Here is a 12,708-nt window from a genome sequence, read left to right as displayed (position 1 = left end):
CGACGCAAAGTTTAAGAAAACGATCACAAACTAATGTGACCACACATCGGGTCTTTCCCGTATATCCGCATTACGAACCAAAAAGGATGTAACAAGCATGGCAAAAGTGGCGCTGATTACTGGCGGCATGGGCGGCATTGGCACACAAATCTGCAAGGCTCTGGCAGATGCGGGTTTCACCGTCGTCACAACGTATTCCAAACCCGGCAAGGAAATTGAATGGCTGGCCAGCGCGAAAGAAACTGGCTACACCTTTCATGCCTATCAATGCGATGTGGCTGATTATGATGCCTGCGTTGCGCTGGCAGCCAGCATCACGGCAGAGATCGGCCCGGTAGATGTGCTGGTGAACAATGCCGGCATTACCCGTGATGCCACCTTCCGCAAGCTGGACAAGGTGAACTGGGATGCGGTGATCAAGACCAATCTGGATTCCATCTTCAATGTCACCAAGCAATTCGTCGATGGCATGAGCGAGCGCGGCTGGGGCCGTGTAATCAATATTTCGTCGATCAATGGCCAGAAGGGCCAGATCGGCCAGACCAACTACTCGGCAGCCAAGGCCGGCATGCATGGCTTCACCATGGCACTGGCCCAGGAAGTGGCGCGCAAGGGTGTTACGGTCAACACCATCAGCCCTGGCTATATTGCCACCGAGATGGTGATGGCGGTACCGGAAGACATCCGCAACAAGATCATTGCCGGCATTCCGGTCAGCCGTCTGGGCAAGCCGGAAGAAATCGCCGCACTGGTTGCCTATCTGTCGTCCGACCTCGCAGGCTTCATGACCGGCGCCAACCTCGCCATCAACGGCGGCCAACACATGTGTTAAGCCCCGGCAAAGGTCCATAAGTGAAAACGGCATGCTTCGTCATGCCGTTTTTTATGCCAAACTTAATTGACGACATAAACCGGCGGTAAATTAGCTGTTTCGCCGCTCGCGACGATCAATTTTTCAGACTACCTACAAGGCTCGCGCCATGCCGAATGCCCGCTTTGCTTTTGCCCTTCCGTTTCTGGCCCTGCTTGCTGCATGCGGGCAAAAGGAGGAGGCCAGGCAGGCACCGCCCGCAGCCGTGGCAGTGATCGAAGCGCGTAAAGCCGATGTCCCCACCGTGTTCGAGGCGGTGGGCCAAACAGCGGGCTACCGCGAGATCGATGTACGCGCACGCGTCGAGGGTATTTTGTTGCGTCGTACATACACCGAAGGCCAGCCGGTGAAGGAAGGCCAGCTCCTGTTCCAGATCGACCCGGCGCCGTACAAGGCTGCGCTCGACCAGGCGCGCGGCGTGCAGGCGCAGGCCAAGTCGGCGATGGACAAAAGCCGGCTCGACAAGGAACGCGTGATCCCGCTTTACAAGGAAAACGCGGTTTCCAGAAAAGATTACGATGACGCACTGGCCGCCTACGATTCGGCCGTTGCCAATCTGGACGCCGCTACGGCCAAAACACAGGAAGCGCAGATCAACCTGGGCTACACCGAGGTAGTGGCACCGATCGGCGGCATGGCCAGCAAGCTGAATGTGTCTGAAGGCAGCCTGGTCAGCCAGACAGCCAGCGGCGGCCTGCTGACCACCATTGCGCAGCTCGACCCGCTCTACGCCAATTTCTCGTTCTCCGAGGCTGACCAGCTGGCGCTGCAGGCGGCAGCCAAAGCCGGCCGCATGGTGTTGCCCAAAAACAACCGTTTCGAAATCGAACTCAAGCTGGCAGACGGTTCGATTTACGAGCGCCGCGGCATGCTCGACTTTGCCGACAGCAAGGTGGACCCCAGCACCGGCACCATCAAGGCCCGCGCAGTCATCCCCAACCCGGACAGCAGATTGTTGCCCGGCCAGTTCGTGCGTGTGCTGATTCACGGCGCCACACTCAAGAATGCCATCCTGGTGCCGCAGCGCGCCGTGGTGCAACAGCAGGCCAGCAAGGTAGTGCTGGTAGTAAACGACAAGAATGTGGTCGAGCCCCACCCGGTGGAACTGGGCGCCACGCATGGCAATGACTACGTGATCGACAAAGGCCTGAAAGGTGGCGAGCGCGTGATCGTGGAGGGCATCCTGAAAGCACGGCCGGGCAGCACGGTAACGGTAACCGTTGCCAGCGCACCAGCCAGCGCCGACGCTGCGAAGTAAGGGGCCGTCATGATTTCCAAGGTCTTCATCGAGCGGCCGATCCTGGCCAGTGTCGTTTCCATCATCATCACGCTGGCTGGCCTGGTTTCCATCAAGGCGCTGTCCATCGAGCAATATCCACAAATCGTGCCCGCAGTGGTGTCCGTTGCCGCCAACTACCCCGGCGCCTCACCACAGGTGATCGCCGAAACCGTTGCCGCGCCGATCGAGCAGCAGGTGAACGGTGTCGAGGACATGCTGTACATGCAGTCGTCGGCCGCATCCAACGGCTCGATGAACCTGAACGTGTATTTCGAGATCGGCACTGATCCCGACCAGGCCACCATCAACGTCAACAACCGCGTACAGGCGGCGATGGCGCAATTGCCCGAGGAAGTGAAGCGCCAGGGCGTGACGGTGAAGAAAAAATCCACCGCCATTCTGGCCTTCGTGACGCTCGACGCTGCCGATGGCCGCTATGACGGCCTGTATCTGGCCAACTACGCCACGCTCAACGTGGTGGATGAGCTCAAGCGCATCAAGGGCGTGGGCGATATCTCGGTAATTGGTGCCGGCGACTACGCGATGCGCGTATGGCTGCGCCCGGACAAGCTGGCGCAACTGGGCATGACGCCGTCGGACGTGCAAAGCGCCATCCAGGAACAGAACAAGCAATTCGCTACCGGCAAGGTGGGTGCGGAACCGAATAGCCATACGCTGGAATTTACCTATACCGCCACCGCCAAGGGCCGACTGGAAGACCCGAAGGAATTCGAGAACATCATCCTGCGCAACAACCCGGATGGCTCGCAAACCAAGATCAAGGATGTGGCACGGGTAGAACTGGGTTCATCCGCGTATGACGTGGTCTCCAAGCGCAATGGCAAGCCCACTGTCGGCATCGGTGTGTATCTGCAGCCGGGCGCCAATGCATTGGGCGTGATCAATGCCGTGCGTGCCAAGATGGATGAAATCAAGCCGCGTTTTCCGCCGGGCATGATTTACTCGATCCCCTACGACACCACCAAGTTCGTGAAGATTTCGGTCGAGGAAGTGGTCCATACGCTGTTCGAGGCCATCATTCTGGTGTTCATCGTGGTGTTCCTGTTCCTGCAGAATTGGCGCGCCACGCTGATCCCTTGCCTGGCGGTGCCGGTATCGCTGATCGGCACCTTTGCCGGCATGTACCTGCTGGGTTTCTCGATCAACCTGCTGACGCTGTTCGGCTTGGTGCTGGCGATCGGTATCGTGGTTGACGATGCCATCGTGGTGCTGGAGAACGTCGAGCGCATCATGCGCACCGACCGCTGCTCGGCCAAGGTGGCTGCCATCAAGGCCATGGAAGAAGTATCGGGTCCCGTCATCGCCATCGTGCTGGTGCTGTGCTCGGTGTTCCTGCCCGTCGCCTTCATGGGTGGCATGACCGGCGTGATGTACAAGCAGTTTGCGGTGACCATTGCGGTATCGGTGGTGATTTCCGGCATCGTGGCGCTGACGCTGACGCCTGCACTGTGCGCGATCATGCTCAAGGAGCATCACGGCGAACCCAACCGTTTCTTCCGCGCGTTCAACCGCGGTTTCGACAAGCTGACCGGTGGTTATGTCAGCGGGGTAACCTTCCTCAACCGCCGTGTGTTTGCCGCTTTCGCGGTGTTTGGCGTGCTGATCGTGTTGCTGGCGCTGCTGTTCAAGACCATCCCCGGCGGCTTGGTACCTGACGAAGACCAAGGCTATCTGATGATCGTGCCGGTGATGCCGGACGCTGCATCGCTCAAGCGCACGCAGGCGGTCACCGCGCAGATCGATGATTTCCTGCTGAAGAACGAAAACGTCGACCAGGTGCTGAACATGACCGGGTTCGACCTGCTGTCGAGCACCTACCGTTCCAACGCCGCCGCGATGTTCGTCACGCTCAAGGATTGGGACGAACGCAAGGGCAAAGGGCAGGATTCGTTTTCGCTGGTCAAGCAGATGATGGCGCAGGGCTCGCAGATCAAGGAATCGGTGGTGCTGGCGTTCAACCCGCCTGCAATCACCGGCATGTCCACCACTGGCGGGCTGGAAGCGTATATCCAGAGCCGCGCCAGTACCGATCCGCGGCAGATACAGGAAGCGATGCAGACGTACATCGCTGCAGCGCAGAAGCGCCCGGAATTTTCCAGCGTGACCACCACCTACCGCGCTACCGTGCCGCAGATGTTTTTCGACCTGGACCGCGACAAGGCCAAGACGCTGGGTGTGCCGGTTGACCAGGTGTTCAATGCGCTGTCCGCCACGTTTGGCTCGCTGTATGTGAACGATTTCAACATGTTTGGCCGCACCTACAAGGTGCAGCTGCAATCGGAAGCCGATTTCCGCTCGCGCCCGGAAGACATCCGCAACGTGTTCGTGCGCTCGACCAATGGCAGCATGATTCCGCTCGATTCGCTGGTACGCGTCGAGCGCATCACCGGCCCGGAACTGGTGGAACGCTTCAACGTGTTCTCTGCCGCCAAGGTAATGCTGCAACCGTCGCCGGAGTACTCCACCGGCCAGGCAATCAAGGCCGCGGAAGAAGTGGCTGCCGAAGCACTCAGTGGCGATTATTCGCTGGCCTGGATGGGCAGCGCGTATCAGGAAAAACTGGCTGGCAGTACCTCTACACAGGCGTTCATCTTCGGCATCATCATGGTGTTCCTGATCCTGGCCGGGCAGTACGAGCGCTGGACCTTGCCGCTTGCGGTGATCACCGCGGTGCCGTTTGCACTGTTCGGTGCGCTGCTGTCCATCTGGATCGTGGGCCTGAACAACGACGTGTACTTCCAGATTGGCCTGGTTACGCTGATCGGGCTGGCGGCGAAGAACGCCATCCTGATTGTCGAATTCGCCGTGGAGCAATACCACGGCGGCATGACACTGATGGAAGCAGCTCTGGAATCAGCCCGCTTGCGCTTCAGGCCCATCGTGATGACCTCGCTGGCGTTCATCCTGGGTTGCGTACCGCTGGTCACCTCCAGCGGCGCCGGGGCGGCTAGCCGTCACTCCATCGGGACCGGTGTGATCGGCGGCATGCTGGCAGCCACCCTGGTGGCCACCTTCTTCGTGCCGCTATTTTTCCGCCTGATCATGCAGGTTTCGGAAAAGAAGAAACCTGAAACCGCAGCACCGGTAACGGGAGATGCTGCCGCCATCCCTGCAGAAAAAACCGGAGGGGCCGATCATGAGTAAACGTCTGCTCCCCCGCCGCATGACACCCCGCATCATTGCATTGGCGCTGGCCGCGGCGCTGAGCGCGTGTGCGTTCAACCCCGACCGTAGCCCCGTGGTACTCGAGCTGCCGGCAGGCAGCGAAGTGGCCCAGGTGGATCCGCAATGGTGGCTGCTGTTTGGCGATCCGGCGCTGACCCGGCTGGTAGCGCTGGCGCGCGCCCGCAACGCGGATGTACAACTGGCCTTGTCACGTATCGAGGAAGCACGCGCTGCGCTGGGCATTGCATCGGCAGAGCAACTGCCGCGGCTGGACTTGGGCGCCAGCGGTGCCCGTCAGCGCGTATCGCAAAATGGCACGCAACGTGGCTTGTCGCCCAACCCGTACGACAGCTACGAATTCGCTGCCAATGCCAGCTGGGAAATCGATTTGTGGGGACGGGTACGCAACCAGCGTGAAGCCGCGGTAGAACAATTGCGTGCTACCGAGCTGGGCAGCGCCACCACCTTGCTGTCGGTCAGCGCCGCCACTGCGGAGGCCTATTTCAACCTGCGTGCGCTGGATGACCAGGTCGAAATCGCCAGACAAACCCTGGCTTCGCGTGAAGATTCGTACCAGTTGCGCCAGAAGCGCTTCAAGGGCGGCATGACTTCCGAACTGGACGTGCGCCAGGCGGAAGCGGAATTGATGGATGCACGTGCCGCGCTACCACAGTTGCAGTCATCGCAAGCCCAGGCAGAAACCGCACTGATCATCCTGACCGGCGCCAGCCCCAAGGAAGTGTACGGCAGCGCCGCCGAGCGTGGCCCGCGTATTTCGGCCACCCTGCCCGGTGCCACCGGGCTGCCCGCCAGTTTGCCATCCGATCTGCTGCTGCGCAGGCCGGATATCCAGTCCGCCGAAGCGATACTGCAAGCGCGGCGTGCCAATGTACAGGTGGCGCGCGCCGGCTACTTCCCGCGCATTACGCTGACCGGTTTGTTCGGCGTGCAGAGCGTGGAGTTCGGTGATCTGTTCAAGGGGCCATCCAGGGTATGGTCTTACGCCGGCAACCTGGCCATGCCCTTGTTCGACAACGGCTTGACCGCATCACAGGTCGATCAGGCCCGCGCGCAAGAGAAACAGGCGCTGATCAGCTATGAGCAGGCGGTGCGGCAATCATTCGGCGACGTGCGCATTGCCTTCTCCGAGATCGCACACAGCCGGGAACGTGCAGATGCGCTGGCACAGCAAACCGTTGCGCTCACCCGCCAGGTTACGCTGTCCCAGCTGCGTTACGACAACGGCTATTCCAGCTACCTGGAAGTGCTGGACGCCGAGCGTTCACAATTCTCGGCACAGCTCCAGCTGGTGAGTGCACAGCGGGACCAGCTGATTTCCCAACTGACGCTGATCAAGGCGCTGGGTGGTGGCTGGCGAGTTGATTTGGCCAATACTGCAGCGAAGTAAGCACTGCCCCGCTCGCTGCGGCCGCTCAATCGTGTGCTGATGCCCGGTCGTAGCGAACCATCCGGCTCAACATAAGCAGTATCCAAACAAAAACCCGGCCTGAGCCGGGTTTTTGTTTGTTGCGTTTTGCTGCATCAACTCACGATGCATCCAGCGCTTTCTGCTCGTCGCCACCCAATGCCTTGAAGGCATCCGCAGTAACGGCAAGGCGTGCGCGTGATGCTTCGATCAGTGCTTGCTGGGCCAGATACAGCGCGCGTTGCGCATCGAGTACCTGCAGGTAGTTGTCCACCCCCGCCTCGTAACGCGCCATGGCGATCTTCAACCGGCCGCTCTGGCGCTCCACCACACGGCGATTGGCCACCAGGAAGTCTTCCAGGCCCTGCTGGTCCGACAACACGTTGGCCACTTCACTGAACGCGGTCTGCACGGTTTTCTCGTACTGTGCGACCGCAATCACCTTGCGCGCCTCAGCCAGATCCAGGTTGGATTTGTTGCGGCCACCATCGAAGATCGGCAGCGTGATCTGCGGCATGAACGACCAGGCACCGCTGCCACTGCTGAACAGATCGCCCAGCTGCGCACTGGCGGTACCCGCACTGGCAGTCAGCGTGATCTGTGGGAAGAACGCCGCGCGGGCCGCACCGATATTGGCATTGGCGGCCTTCAGCGTCAGCTCCGCCTGGCGTACATCCGGGCGCAGCAGCAGCGTGGTCGACGAAATGCCTTCCGGCACCGTGCTCGATGGCACGGTATCGACCAGCTTGGCCGACGGTGGCGGCAATGCCACCGGCGCACCCACCAGCAACTGCAATGCATTCAATGCATTGCGCGCCTGACGCAGCAGGTTGGCCTGCTCAGCCAGCGCGGTGTCGACTGACGCTTCTGCCTGCAACGCTTCCAGCCGGTTGGATGTGCCCACCTCATACTGGCGGTTCACCACCTTCAGGCTCTGGCGATACGCATCCGCTGCCTTGCCGGCAAAGTCTGCCCGCTCCGCAAAACCACGGGCATTCCAGTAGGCATTGGCCACATCGCCGATCAGCGCAATGCGCGCCGAACGCTGCGCTTCTTCAGTAGCCAGATAGCTGTTGCGTGCGGCTTCGGACAGACTGGCAACGCGGCCCCAGAAATCCAGCTCGTACGCGGTCACACCCAGATTGACGTTGTACTGGCGGGAAATCGCACCATCGGTACCGCCAGTCACCGTCTTGGGCACACGCGCCACCGATTCGTTGCCATTGGCACCGAGTGTGGGGAAGCGCTCGGCATTGGTGATGCCGTACAGCGCCCTCGCCTCCTGGATACGCGCGGTGGCAACACGCAGATCGCGGTTGTTGGCCAGCGCGGTTTCAATCAGCGGCTTGAGCACCGGATCGGTGAAGTAGGCCTGCCACTGCGGCAAAGTGACATCCGCTGCAGCAGCCTGCCCTTGCGATGCAGGTACCGGCAGCGCCGGCCGCTCGTAGGTCGGCGCCATCGAGCATGCAGCCAGCAATGCCACCAGCGGGCTCAGGATAAATACATTGCGCATGGTGTAATCCTCAACTTTTTTCATCAGCGATGATCATCCACGGTTTGTTGTGGCTCATCGGCGCGAACCTTGGTCTTCTCCGGGAAGAGCTTGCGCACCACCACGAAGAACACCGGCACCAGGAACACGGCCAGCAGGGTGGCAGCAACCATCCCGCCCACCACGCCAGTACCCAGCGCATGGCGGCTTTGCGCACCGGCACCCGAACTGATGGCCAGCGGCATCACGCCGGCGATGAAGGCAATCGACGTCATCAGGATGGGGCGGAAGCGCAGACGGCAGGCTTCCAGTGTGGCATCCATCACGCTCAGGCCCTGGCGCTGCAGGTCACGGGCAAACTCGATGATCAGGATCGCGTTCTTCGACGACAAACCGATAATCGCAATCAGACCCACCTTGAAATACACATCATTGGGCAAACCACGCAGGCTCATCGCCACCACAGCACCGAAGATACCCAGCGGTACCACCCACAGAACGGCAAACGGGATGGACCAGCTTTCGTACAGCGCGGCAAGGCACAGGAACACCACAAGGATGGACAGCGCGAACAGGAACGGCGCCTGATCCCCTGACAACCTTTCTTCGTACGAGGTTCCCGACCACTCGAAACCCACACCGGATGGCAACTTGGCTGCCATGTCTTCCATGGCATTCATTGCGTCACCCGAGCTCTTGCCCGGCGCGGGGCCACCGGCCAGCTTGTACGAAGGCAAACCGTTGTAGCGGTCCAGCTTGGCCTCACCGACCACCCAGGTCGAGGTGGCGATTTCGGACAGCGGCACCAGCCCGCCATTGCGGGTTTTCAGCTGCAGGCGCATCAGGTCTTCCGGCTTGGTGCGCGTATCCGGATTGGCCTGCATCAGCACGCGCAGGATACGGCCTTCGCGGACAAAGTCGTTGGCATACGCAGAACCGAGCGCGACCGACAGCGTGCTGTTGAGCTCGTTCATGTCGATGCCCAGCTGACTGGCCTTGACCTTGTTCACTTCCAGATACACCTGCGGACCAGGCTCTTGCCCTTCCGGACGTACGCCGGCCAGATTCGGGTTCTGGCTGGCCATGCCCAGCAACATGTTGCGCGCTTCCAGCAGCTTTTCACGGCCCAGGCCGGCACGGTCCTGCAGACGGAAGTCGAAGCCACCTACCGACGCCAATTCCGGAATCGGCGGCACGTTGGTCGAGAAGATGAACGCTTCCTTGATGCGGAACAGCATCATGTTGGCGGCACCGACCAGCGAATCCACCTGCGTTTCCGGCGTGGTACGCTGCTTCCAGTCTTTCAGCGTGACGAACGCCAGCGCGGCGTTCTGGCCACGGCCGAAGAAGCTGAAACCCACCACAGACACCACGCGCTCCACCGCAGGCTGCGCCATGAAGTGTTTTTCAACCTGCTGTACCACATCCACCGTACGCTCGCGCGTGGCACCGGCAGGCAACTGCACGATGTTGATGAAGTAGCCCTGGTCTTCTTCCGGCAGGAAGGACGACGGCAGGCGGGTAAACATCCAGCCGGTTGCCACCAGCAGCAAGGCGAAGAACACCAGTGCCAAGCCGCTCTTGCGCAGGATCTTGCCTACCCAGCCCTGATAACCATCGGTCATCGCGCCAAACTTGCGGTTGAACCAGCCAAAGAAGCCCTTGGAACCATGGCCCTCTTCGCCCTTCTTGATCGGTTTGAGCAAGGTTGCGCACAGAGCCGGCGTCAGGGTCAGCGCCATCAGCGCAGAGAAGAACATGGTCAGCACCAGCGTGACCGAGAACTGGCGATAGATCGCACCCACCGAGCCGCTGAAGAACGCCATCGGGATGAACACCGCGGTCAACACCAGCGTGATCGCAATGATCGCCCCGATGATCTGGCCCATGGCTTTTTGTGTGGCCTCTCGCGGCGCCAGCCCTTCCTCGCTCATGATCCGTTCGACGTTTTCGATCACCACGATGGCATCGTCAACCAGGATACCGATCGCCAGCACCATGGCGAACATGGTCAGCACATTGATCGAGTAACCGAACAGGTAGAGGCCCAGCAAGGCGCCGGTCAACGCAATCGGCACCACGATGGTGGGGATCAGCGTAGCCCGCAGGTTACCCAGGAACAGGTACATCACCACGAACACCAGCGCGATGGCTTCAGCCAACGTCTTGATCACTTCCTCGATGGAGATGTCGATGAACTTGGAGGTATCGTACGGAATCTCCCAGCTTACCCCCTTGGGGAAGTACTGCGACAGGCTGGTCATGCGCTCGCGGATTGCCGCTGCTGCCTGCACTGCATTGCCATCCGGCGACAGCTTCACGCCGATGGCAGCAATCGGCTTGCCGTTCAGGCGCGCCTGCACGTCATAGCTGGCAGCACCCAGCTCGACCTTGGCCACATCCTTGAGGTGAACCAGCGCACCGTTCGCGCCTTCGCGCAGCACGATGTTGCCGAATTCCTCAGGCGTGACGAAACGGCCCTGCGTGACCACGGTAGCGGTAAACTGCTGGCCCTTCGGCGACGGCAATGCACCGATTTCACCCGTTGCCAGCTGTACGTTCTGTGCACGTACCGCAGCCAGTGCTTCGGCCGGGCTCATCTTGAAACCGGCGAGCTTGGCCGGATCCAGCCAGATGCGCATTGCGTACTCGGAACCGAACAGCTGCGCTTCGCCCACGCCCGGCACGCGGCGCAATACGTCGATCACGTTGGCATTGACGTAACTGCCCAGCGCGACTTCGTCGTACGAATCATCCGGCGAGAACATGGTGATGAACAGCAGGTAGTTGTCACGCGACTTCAGGACCTGCACACCCTGCTGGCGTACTTCATCCGGCAAGCGCGCTTCGACCCGCTTCACGCGGTTCTGCGCATCCACCGATGCAATATCCAGATTGGTGCCGGTCTTGAAGGTGAGCGAGATGCTGACGTTGCCGCTGCTGTCACTTTCGGACGACATGTACAGCAGGTTCTCGATCCCGTTCATTTCCTGCTCGATCAGCGAGGTAACGGTCTCTTCAACCACCTTGGCGCTGGCGCCAGGGTAACTGGTCGTGATGCTCAAACCTGGCGGGGCAACTTCCGGGTACTGCGCAATCGGCAGTGCCCGCATCGCCAGCAACCCTGCCAGAACGATGATGATGGCGATCACCCACGCGAAAATCGGGCGATCGATAAAAAAGCGAGCAAACATGCGTGCTCTCCCTTATTGAGCTTTGGCGGCCGGAGCCGAGGCACCTGCAGCTGATGGTGCCGACGCATTCGCGGCAACCGGATTGACGACCGCACCCGGGCCAACCTTCTGCAGGCCGCCCACGATGACTTGTTCGCCGCCCTTCAGACCGCTGGTGATGATCCAGTCAGTACCCGAGAACCCGCCGGTCTTGACCGGGGCTGCAGCCACTTTCTTGTCGGCACCCACGATGAATACGAACTGACCTTGCGGGCTGGCCATCACGGCGCGTTGCGGTACGCGGATGGAACCACCCAGCTCACCCAGCGACAGGCGGACGGTGCCGAACATGCCCGGCAGCAGTAAACGATCCGGGTTGGCAAACTCGGCGCGCAAGGTAGCGGTACCGGTAGCCGGGTCGACCGTCTGCTCGGCAAACAGCAGCTTGCCCTTGGTGGCGTAAACGGTGCCATCTTCCAGAATCAGGTCGACCGGCACGGCGGAACCGGCCTTGAGCTTGCCTTCCTTCATCATCTGCTTGAACTTGAAGACTTCCGAACCCGATTGTGTGAAGTTCACGTAGATGGGATCGATCTGCTCGACTGTGGTCAGCTGTGTGGCTTCGCCACGGCCCACCAGCGAGCCTTCGGAGACCAGCGCACGGCTGGTACGGCCGGAGATCGGCGCAGTCACGCTGGCATGGCCCAGATCGATGCGGGCCTTTTTCAGCGCGGCATCGGCAGACAGCACATCGGCCAAGGCCTGCTTGCTTTGCGAATTGGCCTGATCCAGTTCCTGCTTGGAAACGCCCTCCACATCCACCAGCTTCTGGTAGCGGGCAAGGGTTTGCTTGGCGATATCGGCATTGGCCTGTGCACGCGCCAGCGCAGCTTCTGCGGCAGCCACGTTCGCAGCCAGCGTGCTCGGGTCGATCTGGAACAGCGGCTGGCCGGCCTTGACCTCGCTGCCTTCTTCGTAAAGGCGCTTTTGCAAGATGCCTTCCACCTGAGCACGCACTTCCGCAGAGCGGTACGCGGCAATACGGCCTGGCAGATCACGCGTCAGCGACGAGTCGCCGGCGGATGCGGTAATGACGGCGACTTCCTGGGGCGGCATTTGGCCACCCGCGCCGCCCTGGGCGGCATCGTCCTTCTTGCCACATGCGGCAAGCGCCAGCGCAATGCTGGCGATCAGGACGGAATTGCGCAGATGAGACTGAGGCATCGTGAACTCCTGACTAGATGATTTGTGGTTTTCTGACTTTGGTAAACGGTATGG

At 60.7% G+C, this 12,708-nt stretch carries 7 protein-coding genes; 4 read left to right on the top strand and 3 right to left on the bottom strand.

Annotation, left to right across the window (positions count from 1 at the left end; all coding sequences use genetic code 11):
- Window positions 1–97 precede the first annotated feature (97 nt).
- The 4 genes from phbB (at window position 98) to IGB42_RS11070 (ending at window position 6,744) form a co-directional block, all read left to right on the top strand.
- Window positions 98–832 carry an acetoacetyl-CoA reductase gene (gene phbB / locus IGB42_RS11085; RefSeq protein ID WP_159671478.1) on the top strand — a complete coding sequence of 245 codons (735 nt, stop codon included), beginning with the start codon at window positions 98–100 and terminating at the stop codon, window positions 830–832.
- Between the two features lie 148 nt (window positions 833–980).
- Window positions 981–2,129 carry an efflux RND transporter periplasmic adaptor subunit gene (locus tag IGB42_RS11080; protein ID WP_159671476.1) on the top strand — a complete coding sequence of 383 codons (1,149 nt, stop codon included), beginning with the start codon at window positions 981–983 and terminating at the stop codon, window positions 2,127–2,129.
- 9 nt (window positions 2,130–2,138) lie between these two features.
- On the top strand, window positions 2,139–5,315 hold the full coding sequence (locus IGB42_RS11075) for an efflux RND transporter permease subunit (RefSeq protein ID WP_159671474.1): 3,177 nt from the start codon (window positions 2,139–2,141) through the stop codon (window positions 5,313–5,315).
- Window positions 5,308–6,744, top strand: a complete 1,437-nt coding sequence (locus IGB42_RS11070; protein WP_159671472.1) for an efflux transporter outer membrane subunit — start codon at window positions 5,308–5,310, stop codon at window positions 6,742–6,744. The genes IGB42_RS11075 and IGB42_RS11070 overlap by 8 nt, the downstream gene beginning before the upstream one ends.
- 139 nt (window positions 6,745–6,883) lie before the next feature.
- Here IGB42_RS11070 and IGB42_RS11065 read toward each other — a convergent pair whose 3' ends face one another.
- From IGB42_RS11065 to IGB42_RS11055, 3 genes are read right to left on the bottom strand one after another with little or no spacing between them, the layout of a single operon-like run.
- Window positions 6,884–8,302 (bottom strand): efflux transporter outer membrane subunit, encoded by a 1,419-nt coding sequence (locus IGB42_RS11065; protein WP_236822550.1) that lies wholly within the window; start codon window positions 8,300–8,302, stop codon window positions 6,884–6,886.
- Entirely contained in the window at window positions 8,302–11,451 is a 3,150-nt protein-coding gene (locus IGB42_RS11060; protein WP_159671470.1) for an efflux RND transporter permease subunit, read from the bottom strand. The genes IGB42_RS11065 and IGB42_RS11060 overlap by 1 nt, the downstream gene beginning before the upstream one ends.
- 12 nt (window positions 11,452–11,463) lie before the next feature.
- Complete coding sequence (locus IGB42_RS11055; RefSeq protein WP_159671468.1) at window positions 11,464–12,654, bottom strand: efflux RND transporter periplasmic adaptor subunit; 1,191 nt, start codon at window positions 12,652–12,654, stop codon at window positions 11,464–11,466.
- Window positions 12,655–12,708 lie beyond the last annotated feature (54 nt).

The sequence above is a fragment of the Andreprevotia sp. IGB-42 genome (assembly GCF_009848685.1).
Taxonomy (GTDB): Bacteria; Pseudomonadota; Gammaproteobacteria; order Burkholderiales; family Chitinibacteraceae; genus Andreprevotia.
The sequence above is the reverse complement of the archived record's forward strand: the minus strand, read 5'-3'. Positions and strand labels throughout refer to the sequence as shown.

What these genes read in the sequence shown, in the direction of transcription:
- IGB42_RS11065 (WP_236822550.1), bottom strand. Translation starts at nt 8,302, where the DNA reads ATGAAAAAAGTTGAGGATTACACCATGCGCAATGTATTTATCCTGAGC.
- IGB42_RS11080 (WP_159671476.1), top strand. Translation starts at nt 981, where the DNA reads ATGCCGAATGCCCGCTTTGCTTTTGCCCTTCCGTTTCTGGCCCTGCTT.
- IGB42_RS11060 (WP_159671470.1), bottom strand. Translation starts at nt 11,451, where the DNA reads ATGTTTGCTCGCTTTTTTATCGATCGCCCGATTTTCGCGTGGGTGATC.
- IGB42_RS11055 (WP_159671468.1), bottom strand. Translation starts at nt 12,654, where the DNA reads ATGCCTCAGTCTCATCTGCGCAATTCCGTCCTGATCGCCAGCATTGCG.
- IGB42_RS11070 (WP_159671472.1), top strand. Translation starts at nt 5,308, where the DNA reads ATGAGTAAACGTCTGCTCCCCCGCCGCATGACACCCCGCATCATTGCA.
- IGB42_RS11075 (WP_159671474.1), top strand. Translation starts at nt 2,139, where the DNA reads ATGATTTCCAAGGTCTTCATCGAGCGGCCGATCCTGGCCAGTGTCGTT.
- phbB (WP_159671478.1), top strand. Translation starts at nt 98, where the DNA reads ATGGCAAAAGTGGCGCTGATTACTGGCGGCATGGGCGGCATTGGCACA.